This is a genomic window from Mucilaginibacter aquariorum, from assembly GCF_024498135.1.
GTDB classification, from domain to species: domain Bacteria; phylum Bacteroidota; class Bacteroidia; order Sphingobacteriales; family Sphingobacteriaceae; genus Mucilaginibacter; species Mucilaginibacter aquariorum.
Map to the genome: position 1 here is coordinate 799,954 of NZ_JANHOH010000001.1, position 15,959 is coordinate 815,912.

At 39.1% G+C, this 15,959-nt stretch carries 15 protein-coding genes; 7 read left to right on the forward strand and 8 right to left on the reverse strand.

Features of this window, described 5'->3' with window-relative positions:
* Positions 1-13: 13 nt before the first annotated feature.
* Positions 14-739 carry a hypothetical protein gene (locus NPE20_RS03445; protein WP_256537202.1) on the forward strand — a complete coding sequence of 242 codons (726 nt, stop codon included), beginning with the start codon at positions 14-16 and terminating at the stop codon, positions 737-739.
* Between the two features lie 362 nt (positions 740-1,101).
* On the opposite strand, the gene NPE20_RS03450 is transcribed toward NPE20_RS03445, so the two are convergent.
* The 4 genes from NPE20_RS03450 to NPE20_RS03465 all read right to left on the reverse strand — a co-directional run bounded on the left by NPE20_RS03450 (position 1,102) and on the right by NPE20_RS03465 (position 4,485).
* Positions 1,102-1,533: a hypothetical protein gene (locus NPE20_RS03450; RefSeq protein ID WP_256537203.1), complete on the reverse strand. Its 432-nt coding sequence runs from the start codon at positions 1,531-1,533 to the stop codon at positions 1,102-1,104.
* A gap of 2 nt (positions 1,534-1,535) precedes the next feature.
* Positions 1,536-2,099 (reverse strand): hypothetical protein, encoded by a 564-nt coding sequence (locus tag NPE20_RS03455; RefSeq protein ID WP_256537204.1) that lies wholly within the window; start codon positions 2,097-2,099, stop codon positions 1,536-1,538.
* 95 nt (positions 2,100-2,194) lie between these two features.
* On the reverse strand, positions 2,195-3,490 hold the full coding sequence (locus tag NPE20_RS03460; RefSeq protein ID WP_354003217.1) for a sigma-70 family RNA polymerase sigma factor: 1,296 nt from the start codon (positions 3,488-3,490) through the stop codon (positions 2,195-2,197).
* Positions 3,487-4,485, reverse strand: a complete 999-nt coding sequence (locus NPE20_RS03465; protein ID WP_256537205.1) for an NAD-dependent epimerase/dehydratase family protein — start codon at positions 4,483-4,485, stop codon at positions 3,487-3,489. The genes NPE20_RS03460 and NPE20_RS03465 overlap by 4 nt, the downstream gene beginning before the upstream one ends.
* Before the next feature lie 298 nt (positions 4,486-4,783).
* On the opposite strand from NPE20_RS03465, the gene fbp reads away from it, so the two are divergent.
* From fbp to NPE20_RS03485, 4 genes are all read left to right on the forward strand, one after another.
* On the forward strand, positions 4,784-5,827 hold the full coding sequence (gene fbp / locus NPE20_RS03470) for a class 1 fructose-bisphosphatase (protein ID WP_256537206.1): 1,044 nt from the start codon (positions 4,784-4,786) through the stop codon (positions 5,825-5,827).
* Positions 5,828-5,832: 5 nt separating this feature from the next.
* Positions 5,833-6,300: an Lrp/AsnC family transcriptional regulator gene (locus tag NPE20_RS03475; protein ID WP_256537207.1), complete on the forward strand. Its 468-nt coding sequence runs from the start codon at positions 5,833-5,835 to the stop codon at positions 6,298-6,300.
* 804 nt (positions 6,301-7,104) lie between these two features.
* Entirely contained in the window at positions 7,105-7,491 is a 387-nt protein-coding gene (locus NPE20_RS03480) for a TraR/DksA family transcriptional regulator (RefSeq protein ID WP_256537208.1), read from the forward strand.
* Positions 7,492-7,495: 4 nt separating this feature from the next.
* The gene (locus tag NPE20_RS03485) at positions 7,496-8,257 is read left to right on the forward strand and encodes an HAD-IIB family hydrolase (protein WP_256537209.1); all 762 of its coding nucleotides are present in this window, start codon (positions 7,496-7,498) and stop codon (positions 8,255-8,257) included.
* 290 nt (positions 8,258-8,547) lie between these two features.
* Here NPE20_RS03485 and NPE20_RS03490 read toward each other — a convergent pair whose 3' ends face one another.
* The 4 genes from NPE20_RS03490 to NPE20_RS03505 all read right to left on the reverse strand — a co-directional run bounded on the left by NPE20_RS03490 (position 8,548) and on the right by NPE20_RS03505 (position 13,738).
* Positions 8,548-11,205, reverse strand: a complete 2,658-nt coding sequence (locus tag NPE20_RS03490) for a DUF5686 and carboxypeptidase-like regulatory domain-containing protein (protein WP_256537210.1) — start codon at positions 11,203-11,205, stop codon at positions 8,548-8,550.
* Positions 11,206-11,482: 277 nt separating this feature from the next.
* Entirely contained in the window at positions 11,483-12,058 is a 576-nt protein-coding gene (locus tag NPE20_RS03495) for a DUF417 family protein (protein WP_256537211.1), read from the reverse strand.
* Between the two features lie 123 nt (positions 12,059-12,181).
* Positions 12,182-13,408 carry a Pycsar system effector family protein gene (locus NPE20_RS03500; protein ID WP_256537212.1) on the reverse strand — a complete coding sequence of 409 codons (1,227 nt, stop codon included), beginning with the start codon at positions 13,406-13,408 and terminating at the stop codon, positions 12,182-12,184.
* Between the two features lie 21 nt (positions 13,409-13,429).
* Positions 13,430-13,738, reverse strand: coding sequence for a phosphoribosylpyrophosphate synthetase (locus NPE20_RS03505; RefSeq protein ID WP_256537213.1), 309 nt, complete (start codon positions 13,736-13,738; stop codon positions 13,430-13,432).
* 938 nt (positions 13,739-14,676) lie between these two features.
* On the opposite strand from NPE20_RS03505, the gene NPE20_RS03510 reads away from it, so the two are divergent.
* Both NPE20_RS03510 and NPE20_RS03515 read left to right on the forward strand, forming a co-directional pair.
* Positions 14,677-15,594, forward strand: a complete 918-nt coding sequence (locus tag NPE20_RS03510; protein ID WP_256537214.1) for a pyridoxamine 5'-phosphate oxidase family protein — start codon at positions 14,677-14,679, stop codon at positions 15,592-15,594.
* 7 nt (positions 15,595-15,601) lie between these two features.
* The gene (locus NPE20_RS03515) at positions 15,602-15,955 is read left to right on the forward strand and encodes a phosphoribosylpyrophosphate synthetase (RefSeq protein WP_256537215.1); all 354 of its coding nucleotides are present in this window, start codon (positions 15,602-15,604) and stop codon (positions 15,953-15,955) included.
* Positions 15,956-15,959 lie beyond the last annotated feature (4 nt).

The following is a 15,959-nucleotide window of genomic DNA, read 5'->3' on the forward strand; positions in this document are numbered from 1 at the left end:
GAAATATTAAAAGATGAGTGTTATCGAAGAAGAAGTAAAAGTCCGTAAAGTTGTTGTAGACCCAAAAATCTCCCTTACGATGATGGCGCAATTGAGCGTTGCCTCTGACAGGGTTAAACTTAGCATTATCAAGAAAAGTAAATATCCGTCGGAATTTGTGCCGGGTTATCATGAAATAGCAAGGAAGAGCATGTGTGACGCATTCGCGTCAAATATCAGTGGTGACTACCATTATTATTTCGAAGATTTCAAACACAGGGCTAAGGCATTAGCTAAGGAAGCTGTTCTTCATCCTAAGAAGCGGGTAGCATATAAGAATCCATTTTATTCAGCCCAAGCCTTGGATAGCATGATTGTGATGGAGGGTATAGTGACACCGTTACTGCAGGATTATACCATGCAAAGCAATACGTCTAAAAGCAAAAAATCTATAGAAATTAATAACGTTTGTATCAGTTCAAGAGCGGATCTTATTTTAGAAGATCAGTATGGTGTAAACCAGGTTGGCTTTTTAAAATTTAATTTTTCTAAAAGCAAATATCCGGCGGACGAAGCTGCGGTTAAACTCCACGTTTTAAAGCGATATTATGATGAAAGGAAACTCGACTTAAATCCCTACGACTGCATTTTGGTGGATGTGGCCGGGCGTCGTGTTTATAGATTAAGCGAGGTGGCGAACATGAAGGATCGGCTGCATAAAGATACGATAATGATCCGGGATACCTGGGAATTGATTTAGCTAACCTACTACGCTCTAACTCCTCATCCCCCCTTTTCTTAACCCTCTTCATTTCATCCAGAAACTTCGTATACCCTAATTACTTGCAGTTAGCGATAGCCTGCCAGCACATGTGAGCTTTACCAATCTGGATGCGAACTAAACCTTCAGATACCTGATTTTCCCAATCGGAACCTTCTTGGAGAATTTGTTCCAAAGATTTTATGTCAGCATAATGATCACATGGTTTGCATCTAGTTCTAGGTTATTACAAGATGAATGTGACCACTAAGAACCGCTAAGTTAAGGTTTACTATCTCTTCGTATCGACGATCGATCTACACTCCATTTTTAATTATCGTTCCCGAAGCTGTAATGACGTTCTATTTCTTTGCAGGCAAATTTTTATTTAGTGTATTAATTTTTCCACATAGCTTAATCGCCAGAATTATAATATTTATCGTCTGCAAAAATGTAAAGGTGCTAACAGCTAAAAATGCGGCAACAGTAAAGTTATAATCCGTCCCAGCCCAACCATATTCCAGTAAATTTTTTACGCTAAGTTTTAGCTCCTTCCAAAATTCTGGGGCAAAAACCGCCGAAAGAATAATGCCCCCGACTAAAAGTGGTAGCATTTTCCCGGTATATATACGTTTTGCGTCTTTTAAGATCGGCGGATTATCCGCTTTCAGGTCAATTTCTAGATAAACTTTGAAATCTATAGCTTCTTTAATTGCCAGGTAAAACAAACCATATAGGGCCGTTAAAATGGCCAGCAAAATACTAGCTGAAGATAACACTTGAGATTGCAGCATCGCTAATTTATTAATTCGTCAACATATTTTTTTAAAGCAAGGTAAGATGAATTTTTCAGTGTAAATTCACCGCCGCTGGTTGTAACTCTTTCCAGCAAGGTTAATTGCGGATTAACATTCGTTATTAAGCGGTTAATTTCATCTTTTAGAAAAGCGCTTCGAAGCGCAAATTTAAAATTTGAGCCATCCTCAGTTGCTGTTGCTAATATATCGGCCAAAGTTTTAGCCACAGTCCTTTCAAGTTCATACTGATATTTTGATGTGATCGCATTAACCAAGCCCTTTGCCTCCGCGATTCTTATCTGGAACAAAGCGCAGATTTCCTGCTCGGAAGGTATTCGACCTTCGAAGTAATGATTGATCAAGCTGAAAAGACGGAATTCTAACATATCTTTGCCGCGGGTAAATACCTTTTTACCCAAAATCATAGCTTTATACTCTTCAGTAGCCGCTTTTGCAATAGCGCTGCATTTGGTTTCAAGTACATTTTTATCCTCTGACTTTAAAATGCGAGAAAGCAGCTTACCCTCTTCGTTCGTAAAGTCGATTTCTATGGTTAATTTCATACTACCATTGATAATATTATTGTTTTTGTTAACATTAAAAGATCACTATAAATTTTTGATAATAAATTAAGCAGGGGGTAGCACGTTCTTAGTTATCATAACGAGTTTATAATTTTATGAGTATTTGCAATCGTCTCAGAAATTATGCCTTCCCAATAATTAACTCCAAAGTCCAAAGCAAGGTTGTTATATGTTCTCCTTAGTTCTGTAATTAACGAAGCTTTATCTCGGCCATCTGCGCGGCCATCTTTTAGAATACTAATTTGCGACGTTATTAAAGCGTTTGCTTTTTCGTTATATTTAGTAAGCAAATTAAACTGCTTAAAATGTCCTTTGATAATTTTAAACTCTCCGGCAGTTATTGCGGCTGGTTTTTTTAAGAAGAAACTAAATCTCGGTGTTGATATTCCCCGATGATGTATGATTTTTGCATATAAGAAACGATATTGAATGAAGGTATCATTATAAAAATGTAAAATTCGTCTATAACCATTTTTTCTCCAATAGTCACCCTTTATTCGATTGCAGTTTTCACAACATGGTATAAGGTTTCTAAACATTGAGTTTGATGAATTTTCTAAGATGTTGAGTGCTACGATTTTGAGTTGCCGCACACGTTCTGTACTCAGGCCAAGTATGGGACCTATTTCTGCAGGAACCATCGGATAAAGGCCATTAAGCCCGTAACTCAGTTCAATGAGTTTACGCTCTCGATCAGGAAGTTTGTGTAGGAGATTTCTTAATTCAAGTATCCTGTCATCATTTATAAAACAAGCGTCTGCCCGATCGTCTGGAGAATAAATTTTATCTAGTAAGGAAAGTTCTTCCCCATCGTGAACTATATCGAGGCTGGACGTCCATTTGGCGTCCTGTAAGGCCCTGCTGATCTTGCCGGCATCCATTTGCAGGTATTCAGCAACCTGCTCTGTTGAAGGCGGACTTTGATGCTGTTGCTCTATGGCATTTACTGCTTTATTGATTTTTGTGATTTCATGAATATTATTTACCGGCAGGCGGATCATCCGCGCGTTTTCGGTGATAGCAGCAATGATACTTTGCCTGATCCACCACACCGCAAAAGATATAAATTTAAAGCCCCGGGTTTCATCAAAACGGTAAGCTGCCTTAATTAGCCCCAGGTTTCCTTCGCTGATCAGATCCGATAAGGCAAGACCCTGGAACTGATATTTTTTAGCGATGCTCACCACAAAACGAAGATTACTTGATGTCAGCTTTTCGAGGGCCTGGCGATCGCCGCTCCTTATTCTTTTAGCCAAATCAATTTCTTCTTCGGCAGTACACATCCGCGCTTTACTAATATCCGCGAAGTATATCTCTACGACAGCGCTGGAATGGGTAATAGATGGAGTTATATGGAAATTCCTCATCATATTGCAGCAACATCTTCAATAAGAAATTCAGGGTAGTGATCTAAGCTGGGTTTTTTAATGGCCTTAAGCGATTCAAACATCGCTGAGGCCATCGCTGCCATATTATACTCATGCGCCCAACCCCAGTCATTCCTTGCTCCGCTGTCATCCATGCTGGCCGGCCAGCTATTGGCGATCACCTGCCGGTGGTCAGGCTGATAAACGACTTTCAGATCTGGTATATATTTGCGAATCTCAGCTGCCAAATCACAGGGTGCAAAACTTATACCTCCCAGGTTATAAGCCGTCCGCACTTTAATTTTTTCAGACGGGGCACTCATGATCTTGATTATCGCCCTGATCGCATCTTTCATATACAGCATGGGCAGCACTGTGGATTCTTCCAGATAACATTCAAAATACTGGTGTTTGATAGCCTCGTGAAATATATTCACCGCATAATTCGTGGTTCCGCCACCGGTCGGTGCTGAAGCAGATATCAGCCCTGGCAACCGAAGGCTTCGAACATCAACACCATATTTTTCATAATAATAGTTACACCAGTACTCACCAGCCCTTTTACTAATACCGTAAACTGTTTCGGGATCGGTACGCGTTTCCTGCGGGCAATTGAATTTCAGCGACCGCGGGCCAAACACGGCAATACTGCTCGGCCAAAATACCTTATCCAATTTTTCGTCACGGGCGATATTAAGTACCGTAATGAGGCTTTGCATATTCAAGTTCCAGGCTGCATTGGCATCCTGCTCCCCTTTGGCTGATAACATCGCTGCAAGCAGGTAAATCTGTGTAACCCCGTGCTGTTTGACAACATGCTTCAAGCGCTCTCCGTCTAATACATCTATCTGCATATAATTTGGTACATCCGTACGATTGGCATATCGGTCCGACGCAATTACATGACTTGTGCCGTGAATTTCCCGCAGGGCTACAGTGAGCTCCCTCCCTATCTGACCACAGGCTCCAAGGATCAGGATAATGGTTTTGTTATTCATAAATTTGGCAATTAGTATTGGTCTTAGTTAGTGATGTAAAGGTTCGGGGATTTGAATAAAAAAACTATAGCGATGCCCATCTTTAGGTAAAGTGCCTGATAAACATCTTTTTTTCAGGTGATCTGCCTGTAAGTGGGAAATTAAAGGGCTTAAAATTGTATTTTATATAATTCCGATACACTTAGATACTTTGATGGCAGGTAATTTTCGTGTTAATTTTTTAATTTTTATACTTAAATATTCCTACTTTCGCAGCACCAATTATTAAATAATATAACGTATTTTATACACTAAGTCAGTGAATAACATCATAACGCTCGGCCAGTTTATTATTGAAAAACAGGCGCAGTTTCCTTACGCCAAAGGCGAACTTTCCCGGCTTTTAAGGGATATTGGCATTGCCGCCAAAATCGTAAACAGGGAGGTGAATAAGGCCGGACTGATGGACATTTTGGGAAGTGCGGGCAGTACTAATATCCAGGGAGAAAGCCAGCAGAAACTGGATGTTTATGCCAACACCCAGTTTATCTCGGCGCTCACCAGTGGCGGTGAATGCTGTATTGTGGCCTCCGAAGAAAATGAAGATATCATCAGGATTGATTCTGCCGTTTCGAAGTCCGCCAGATACATTGTAGCAATTGATCCATTGGATGGTTCGTCCAATATTGACGTAAATGTCCCGGTAGGTACGATTTTTTCTATATACCGCAGGATAAGTAAAGAAAGCTTGCCGGGCTTACCTGACGTATTGCAAAAAGGTACCGAACAGGTTGCGGCCGGTTACATTATTTATGGTTCTTCTACGATGCTGGTATACACAACAGGCCATGGTGTAAATGGCTTTACGCTGGATCCATCCATAGGGGAGTTCTGCCTGTCGCATCCGCAAATGAAAATTCCCGAAACAGGTACGATTTATTCAATAAACGAAGGAAACTATGTGCATTTCCCGGAAGGTGTAAAACAGTATATCAAATATTGCCAGGTGGAAGATGTTAAAAGTTGCCGCCCCTACTCCTCCCGTTACATCGGCTCCATGGTCGCTGACCTGCACCGGAACCTGATCAAAGGAGGGATATTTATCTACCCCAATACGGCAGCCGCGCCCTCAGGCAAGCTCAGGCTGGTTTATGAATGTAATCCCCTGGCCTTTGTCGTAGAGCAAGCAGGCGGCAGGGCTACAAACGGTTTTTCACGAATTCTTGACCTGGAGGTAAATCAATTACATCAGCGCTCACCGATCTTCATCGGCTCCAATCACATGGTGATGAAAGCGGAAGCGTTTATGGCTGGCAATAAATCTAAAAGGCAAATCGGGGAAACAACACTCCAAATATCTTAAATCAAATGGAAAGGAAACTTGACCGTACGGATATCGGCATCCTGAATGCCCTGCAAAAGGATTGCAGGATCTCCAATAAAAAACTGGGATTGATGTTAAATAAAACCCAGAGCCCTATTCAGCAGCGCATACAACAAATGAAAGGACAGGGCCTGATCAAAAGGTTTTCCGCTATCCTTGATCCTAAACTGGTCGGACGCGGGCTGATCGGGTATGTTCAGGTTAATGTAGAAAAACATACAGAAGAAAGCCTCACCGCCTTTATGGAGGAGGCGGCCAAACTGGAAGAGATCATGGAATGTTATCATATGACAGGTGCCATAGATTTCCTTCTACGAATTGCCATTAAAGACATGGATGAATATAGCCGTGTCCTGGTAAAAAAACTGGGCAACCTGCCCGGTGTCAGGCAATTCACCAGCTTCTTTGTTTTGTCAGAGATCAAATCTGAAACTGCCTTTGTGCTGAAATAAAATAATAGACTGCCAGAATAAGGAATTTAGGCTGTGATTTATGTTTTTTAATTTTTAACTGCTTTCAATAAAATTTAAATTTAATATGCTAGTTTTCTCTTACATGGCATCTCCAATCAGCATCGCCGCTAAGAGCGGTTTATCCGCTGTATCTTCTGCGAAGGATGTCGCTCCTATACCTGATGCACCCTTTTGCCTTGATCAGGCTCAGTCCATCTCTTCGTTCTCGCCTCACCAGATCCGCATCACATGCAACAGCCTGCCACCCGAATGCCTTTTTCACCACCTGAACCGGACCATACGCTGCGCTTAACCTGGTCGTTTCATCGCACTCATCCGGGAGGCAGGCACTTGCTTTCCCTAAATTCTTTGCAGTCAACTGATGTGTTCCCGGGCGTTTTCTTCCCTTGATCAGGTTCTTTCCTTCGCTACGCTGTATACATTCACCAGATCCGGTCAGCAGGCAAGAGCATGACTTCGCATGGCTGCCGCGCAAATTCCCGGCGGAGCGTTCGCTGCGCTTAACCTCCCGCCTTCCGCACCCTGCGACGCCACGCACTTGCCGGAACTGCCTTTTGGGTGGGGGTAATAGCTGGCAAAAAGAAAAAGATTGTTTACGATAATTCAGATAAGGAAAATCGATCAGCACAGGCTGAACCAGATTTACTTTACTCCTGGGTATTTGTAATACCTTATATTTTCACAGGCGGATTTCAAACATCAAAAAAATCTTATAATTAGCTACCTGTTTTTTTTTGACTTGGAAAAATAGCAACCTTTTCAGACATTGATTGTTGAGGTCACATGCAACAAGAAAATATTGTTAAAACTAAATATAACGACGCTGAACTGGAAGAATTCAGGGAGTTGATCACCGAAAAAATTAAAGCTGCCAGGGAAGAATTAACTGAACTTGCCAGTGTCTTAAGTTCATCCAATTCTAACGGAGATGATGCCGCTATTGCCGGAAAAACATTAGAGGACGGTTCTGCCACTTTGGAAAAAGAACAGACAAACCAATTAGCCGCACGGCAGAAGAAATTCATCGAACAGCTGGAAGCGGCAATCATGCGCATTGATAATAAATCTTATGGGGTCTGCCGCACCACAGGCAAATTAATACCTAAAGAACGTCTTCGTGCGGTACCGCATACCACCCAAACGATGGAGGCGAAACTTAAACAAGCATAGTATCATGAAGAAATTAGTCATATTCGATCTTGACGGAACGCTTGCCGAAAGCAAAGCTGCTATCGACGAGGAAATGAGCTTAATCTTAGGCAACCTGTTAACCGTTTCAAGAGTGGCTATAATTTCGGGTGGTGACTGGCCTCAGTTTCAGAAACAAGTGTTGGCTCACCTACCCGATTCTGATCTTAAAAAACTATCCATCCTACCCACCTGCGGTACAAAATATTACAACTACGAGCATGGCTGGAAGAAGATGTATGCCGAGAATTTCACACAAGAAGAAAAAGAACTGATCATTAAAGAGCTTACCGAAGCAGTAATAGCTTCTGGTTTCGAGGCTGAAAAGACCTGGGGGGATCAAATTGAAGACAGGGATAGTCAGATCACCTATTCAGCGCTTGGACAATCTGCACCTATAAACGAAAAAATGAATTGGGACCCGGATTTCGCAAAGCGTAAACAGATCAAAAAAATACTCGATAAAAATTTAAAAGGTTTTGCCGTAAATATGGGCGGCGCTACCTCCATCGATATTACTAAACCGGGCATTGATAAAGCCTACGGTATAAAGAAGCTAAAGACCGTCCTCAAAATTAAGATCTCAGAAATGATCTTCATCGGGGATGCTCTTATGGAGGGTGGCAATGATCACCCCGCTTATAAAACCGGTGTCGATTGTATCAAAGTTCGTGGACCTGAAGATACCAAACGGGTTGTAGAAGGAATTATGGTTTGCCAGGGGTTCAAACCTACACAGATCAAATAGTTAAAAGAGTAGCCTCGACCTTGTTTGATTATTAAAAGCTTACGTGTCATTTTTTTAATTAATTATAAAGTACTAATTTCTCCATACCTGTTTTTGGGAGATACACCTGTAAAAGTTCCCGCTCTTTTTCCGTGATCCGATCCGGAACGTTTTTATAGCGGTGATTTTAGGGACCAAACAAAACTTTCAGCTAACGTGAAGCCAAAGAAAAACAGCTGATATTCTTTACGGATTACTTTTTTTTACAATTGCATTTTTACTCCTGAACGTGTGCAAATCCTGCAAGCTCATTAAAATTGCAATAGGATAAGTGCACGTATACCGCTTTTGGCAATATTCGGATGATCCAGATAAGAAAAGCGCTTTACGTAATCCAACCTTAATACCTTAAAAATATTACCGATTCCTACACTGCCTTCCTGGTAAGGCCCATTTGTTAGCGCATATGTAAAAGGAATTCCGTTGCGTTCCGGGAAATTAAGTAATGACGGATCATTATCAGGATTATTTTGACTTCTCACTCCACCCCACAAAACTTTATAGGAAATCGTTTCTCTAAGCTTTAGTTTTTTCAGCAACGGAATTTTATTGAAAATAAATCCATTAAAATTCTGGTCTATATTAATTGCCGCATAATGGTCGCTTACAAATTCCTGAAAGTTCATAAGGTTGTAAGATTGCAGTTGTAAAGCATAACTCTGATTGGCATGATGGATGTCTAATAAAGGAAAAGGAACCTTGCCTGCAATTACACCTCCTTCACTGCTAACATCTGCGTATCCTAACTGTGATAAATAAAATCTTTTGGTAATATTGCCGGTTATGTTTTCATATCGATACTGTCCTCCTAATGCACCTTTTATTCCTTGCTGATAACGCAGGGTGTACACAGGATATTTGTCAGGGATCGGTGTTCTGTACAATTTTCCCTGATAAAATTTTTCATGCGGTGCATATCGTATTTCAGCTGATACTTCCAGGTTTTTTACTCCCTCAATAATGTTACCGCCTCCATTTAAGTCATTCTCAAAGTACAGCGCCCCGCCAACATTTGGTCCTGCAGCAAATTGACTCCATCTTTTAATTCCAATTTTATAAGAAAAGTGATTTAAGAATTCCTGGACATAATCCAACCGGAATACGTTATTATATGTTAAAATATTATTATAACCTCGTTTGAAGGAAAGAAAAAAATTATCTTCCTGGACAAATTGAAGTTCCTGGCCCGGTATCTTAGTGTCATGCTGGAAGCTGGCTCGAATATAACTCTGAGGATAAGAGTATACCGACTTATTGTTAAACGAAAAAGTACCGCTGAGGAAATATTTAAACTTTTGATCCTTAAAACCATATGCTCCATAGGTTTCCGCATACCAACGTTTGCTTAGAGTTGTAGTTGTTCGGCCGCCCAACCTTAATCGGAAACCCTCAATTGGATTAAAATTATAAAAGGTATTAACCGGACCAACTTCAAACGGGCCAAATGATTTATACCCTGCCAGCACAAGAGTGGCTATATCCATCGTTCGGCGAAACGAGGGTATAGTCTGCAAACTATCAATGTTTTTGTAAATGTTGGCCTCCGCAGCTTTAAGGCTATCCGGCCTGTTTGCATTCCAGTAATCATCATCTTTCTTACCTGCATCAGCGGAAATAACTTCAGATGCACCCTGGTATGTATTGAGTGGCCTTGGAATATTAATCATAAAATCACGTAGTATTACTACCCGCTCGCCAAGAATTCCACCTCCTTTGTTCTTCTTCAAACCAAATTCAATTTTCAAGTCACTTTGATTTAAGTGATATTTACCATCACTGGCCTTTTCGAACGTTAGCACTGCCTGCATTTGCCTGACAAAATTGAGATTGATATTTTTGTTCACGGTGAGAAGCGATTTTTCTACAGCATAATTACCATCCATTGTAATATAGATCTTACCCTCAAATAATAAATCCGTTGTTGTCCGGGGCGTAAAACTCAATTCAATTAAATTCGGGGTTACGTCTTTTAAGGTGTCGGTAATAAAAAATTTATAGAAAGTTGGTGAGCCATCTGCAATTGGGCTTAATAATTGGTTACCCAGCATCGATACATTGTTATCATAAATATTTATATCCTGATACATTCGATTAAACCAGCTGCTGAGGCCCTGATTATCAATAAAATTTTCATCATATTTTACTTGTTTATCAGCTTCAATAAATTGTTTTTTTGCAAATGGCTGTTTCCTGAAAAAATTATGCGAAAGTTTTTCCTCCATGTAGATGGGCAGCAAATTTTTCCCGCCAATTTCTGTGGAATCCTGAGTTCTGAAAAGAAACTGGTATTTCTTAAATAACCCCTTGTTTTTAAATCGGTCAGACAAATTACTTAAGGCAAACATCATTTTCTCGTATTGATGATATTCGGCGAAATCATAATTCTCTACCCTGTTCCGATTTTTATGAGCGATTACTTGTCTAATCAATTCAACTGCAGGATTATTCCTGTTACTATATCTGGCTTTTTTGGCGGATTTAATTACAACTTCATTCAGTAGCTGATTATCTTCTGACATAGCAACATTTAATTCAGTATTTTTTTCAGACCCTAAATCGCGGGTAACTGTTTGGTAACCTATAAAAGAGAATTTAATAGCCTTATTTACCCCATTGCCCTTGAGGGTATAGTTCCCATGGTTGTCGGTACTTGTTCCGATTGAGGTTCCCGAAAATTGTACAGTAACAGCTTGTAAAGGCTCATGAGTTTTGGCATCGGTGACAGTTCCGCGAAACAAACTGATCTGTTGCCCCTTTAAGCGATAAGGAAATAAACAAATTATTGTTGTGAAAAAAATGAGCGAAAAAGAACATATGTTCAGTTTAATAATTACCGTCCTGAAGGTTCGCCTTAGCCCTGTTATTGGATGGCAGATATATTTGATAAAAATTGAGTAAAGCTTTTCCATATGGCCTTGTGCATTTTAAATCCAGGCCCTTGGCTTAGGATATCGGCACGGAATTGCAAATTCAAAGTTTATACCATTATATATGTTACTATATATCAAGCACTTACAATTAATACACTTGTATAAATATTTCTTAATCTCGCTAATTATTATTTTTTTAGCGATATATGATAACTGGATAAATTTAAACTTTACTCGCTAACCTGCATTATCTACTATAAAAAAAGGAGGCACTACTAGGCCTCCCTCTTTAATTTTTATCATTTCCTCTAAAGGCTTATTGTTTGATACCTTTTTTCCTTAAAAGATAAATTGACGCAGATTCGCTCATCGTAATCAAGGCGCCACCGAGAATGACAATATCCTTTATAACCAAGCGTCCTCTTCCTGATAAAAAAGGAAACCCAAAATCATTATCCGTTAAATGGGGAACCCAATTTTCAGGAGTTGTTATCAGGAATGATAACGTGCCTAAGGTCATCGTGAAGATCAAAATACTGGCTATCATACTCGCCAGAGGCGCAACCTTATAAATGGCAATTAATACACCCAAAATGATCAAAACCGATCCAAGGCCTTTTGAAAATCCATAAGTATTGTTTTCAATGTTCCATTCATGATTCTTTGGAACCAATTCCCCTTCTTTACTCATATGACTTTTATACTCCTCAGGATGATTGTAGAAAAAAGACATGAATGGGCTGTTAGCAACAAACGGCACAATACCGTCAGCTTCGTAAGTAAAGAATTTAAGTCCTCCAATCCATATAAATACTATGGCAATGCCAAAACGAATCGCTCTTTTACCAACCTGATCGAGGTTAGCTATAAAATTAATGATGGTAGTTTTCATACTGTTATTTTTTAACAAAATTACAGCAATCGCAGGCCGGAGAACATGGACAGATAAGGTTAAAGCTTGGACAATTCCGTATTCTTTAGCGGTAAATATCAAAGGATAGCGCTAACCATGTTTTCAGTTTGTTTGAGTCTTATTGATAAAACCTGGTTCTAATGAAGAATGATTAATAATTACTACGATAATGAATGCTAATACGGAAACAATTAAACCAAACATAAAAATATTGTAAGAAACTCTTAAAAGTAAATATTTTTTCCCCAATACTATTCCTTGCCCATAAACATCCCGGATTAGAGCACGGTACAGAAATTTTTTTTCATCCATCATTTTTAACATACCTTCCGTATAATCATCCAGTGACATTCTGTAGAAATTTCCAAAAAACAAGAGATTTGCGGTTTGTTCATTAATGTCTTCGTTACTAAAGCGTCCGTTTGGTATGGTGGGTCGTGTAGCCAGTATTGCAAAGATCATTGAAAATAAACTGATACTTAACAATAAGATTGTCGGATAAATCAGGAACACATTGTCGCTTAACTTCCGTAATAAAATACTGATAATGGCTGATAAAATTATAGAATTAACGGTAATTAGAATGTGGGCCTTGTTATCACCCAGACTTGTCAACCGCTGATTATTAGAAGAGGATATCCGGAACATCGTTTCTATACCTTTATCCCGTTTATCATTGTTGTCGCTTGTTAATCGATGTCCACCCTGATGATCGCTAAGGATTTTATAATGGTGATCCATCACGGATACCTGTTCCTCTAACTTTTTCAGGTTTTTTTTCAGCCTTCTTTTTTGCGTGCCCGATAATGGATCAACGAATGCAAAGGTCTGCATATTTACCATTACCTGTTTTAACCATTCTGAAACCGAGATCTGCCGGCATTCCATAACTTCGGTATCTTTACGAAGCGCCTCTGACCAAATAGAAAATGATTTGTTAAACCAATAAAAACAGTTTGCTTCTGATAGTAAAGAATTTAGAGGACTAGCAGGAGTCGCCAATTCTTTTGGTGGTTGAAGTAACAACATTACGGATTCAATAAAAGGGCCTTCCACACCACCTGCAATTAACAGCTCGCGCACGGTATCGACCGCCCTGTCACCATATTCAAAATATTCCAGTTGGCTGATATCATAAAACCAACCTGCGATTTCAATTTTGAACTTATCATTTTCAATTAATTTCCGGTATCCCGGTATCCTTTTTAATTCATTGACCAACCGGACAGTATGCTCGTAAGTATGGTAATGAAAATTCTTTTTAGATTTTGCAAGGAATACATGCTCTATATACGCCTTAATATTAAACAATACGATCCTGGTGCTCATACATGATTTTAAACCCAATGATTAGTTAAGGTTCGCTGCCAACTTCGACCATAAGTGAATAGATAACCCCTGTGTAAAAGCGCCGTAAGAGGTCATCAGAATGCCTTTTACTCCATTTTGAAAAGAACTGATAGCGTAAATAACAAAAGGGAGATCAGCTTCGGCTTCATTTTCAAATAAAAAGGTTTCAGCTATTTCAAAGTCGTCCGGGCTGATCAATTCACCGTCCTGGATACATCGCAGAAATTCATTGTTTAGTGTAAAATCCAGATCATACCCTTTTTTCTGCAGGCCGATAATCACTTCGGCTTTCGTTATTAAATTTTCCATTTCTTAAGTGGTTTTGAAAAGATATAAATAATTCTGTGTCGTTAAATCTATTTATACATATTCAAAGATTAAGCCCGTTTACATCGCGTTGATTATTTGGCAGTTATAATAAATATTGCCATAGTTATATGCTTATATATCGCTAATCGACACAGCAATTATTGATATTTAAAAAATTAATAAACTGGACATCAACACCCTCATTAATTTAGAGCCACCGATTAAGGCAACTAATTTCAACAGCCTCCTTTCCATATGGACATCCATCTTTTGCCAGACCTTCTCATTATTTATATATCATAATAGTATCGCTAAATACTGAAATAACGATTTTATAAATTTCAAAAAAATCACCTAAGTATCTGATTTAGTGAATTATAAATTATGGTCTCATCTATGCATACCCCGATCATATAGAAACATTGACTTGATACGATATGCAACCCCCTAAAAATAAAAATGAGTATAGCCCTGGCTCTCGTGTTATTCTATCGACAAATCATTTGAAGATAGGAGGTTCGTCAACATGCAAGAGTAAAAATAATGCTCATCAAAAAACAAAAGGAATATATAATTGGCTATTAGCCAATTTGTTGGATGCGTACCTGTATACCCTGGAATTGCTTTATTTGATCTACAGGTAATTATTCAGAAACGCAAAATAACTTTTAAATACATTAAGTATGGAAACCACTATTTTTATAATAACCCGCCTGATTATGATAGCCTGTCTGATAGTACTTTATCGTGCAATTGTCGGCCCCAATAAGGGTAACGCCTCAGCTGAGGGTTCGATCTTATAAGAGCATAAGTTCCATAATTGTTGAAATATCATTCATCCTAACCTATCAAGCGGTATATCGCTTATACGACAATCACGATTAAGAATTAAGTAATTGATTTAAAGCAATATATCTTATGGCATCATCTTTACATATATGAAAACAGAAGTAGACCATACAGATATGTCAGACCCTATATTTCATTCAGGCGAAGAATTTATTCAGGAACAATCCGGTGAAAAAGGCATGGCCATTAGAAATCGTGGTATAATAAGCAATCAACTCAGCCCCGGAGCAGCTACATTTCTTATCAATCAAAAGATTTTTTTCACTTCGTCTATGGATGCCGATGGATTTTTATGGGCTTCCGTTTTATCAGGAGCTGATGGTTTCTTAAAATTTGATGAATCACAGCAATTAGATTGTGACACAACATTTTTAACCTCCAATCCCCAGGAGTTATTTTGGAATAATATCATTCATATGCCGGGTGTCGGCTTACTGTTTATTGATCTGATTAATCGCCGGCGATTAAGGATAAATGGTTCCTTTTCGGGTCACAACGATTTGTGGCAAATAAAGATTAAGCAGGCTTATCCTAACTGCCCGAAATATATTCAACGTCGTGATTTGCTCAACTCAACCGGCAAATTTAAGGCTGTCAGTCATGAAATTGAAAATTGGGTCAGTATGGCTGACACCATATTTGTGGCCAGTGCGGACTTGAATGGCAACCTGGATGTTTCACACCGCGGCGGTAATAAAGGCTTTGTAAAATATTTGGATGAGAATACATTAAGAATACCGGACTATTTAGGAAACAGCATGTTCAATACGCTTGGAAACTTTCACATTAATCCCTCAGCAGGCATTTTAATACTTGATTTTAATACTGGTGATACGCTGCAATTGACCGGAAAAGCAACTGTTCATTTGAATGAAGAAAATAAAGATGTATTTACCGGGGGTACAAAGCGTTTTTGGGATTTTAAAATTGAAAAAACGCTGTTTAGTAAGTCACTCTCCAATTTCAGCTCACGCTTCATTGATTTCTCTCCTTATAATCCTCAATAATTAAATTATGGAAACGAACTTTCATTACGAAACCGCAGCAATTGCGATAAATGAACTTAAGCGGCTTGGATACGTAACTGATTTTAATCTGCAAGAAAATCACCTGGTGGGCCCTGAAAATAAATATATTGCTGAATTTTTTGTGATCAGGGATATTTACAGGTATGAGGGAGACTCGGATCCGGGCGATGAAGTAATTATTTACGCGATAGAATCTGACGCTGGAACAAAAGGGATATTTGTTGCCGCTTATGGCGTTTCATCAGATGAATTAACTTCCGGTGTTATTGAAAGGCTTAAAAAACCAAAATTATCCAATGGCGGAGCTACTAGTTTTATTTCCACCAATCTAACCTCTTAATGTC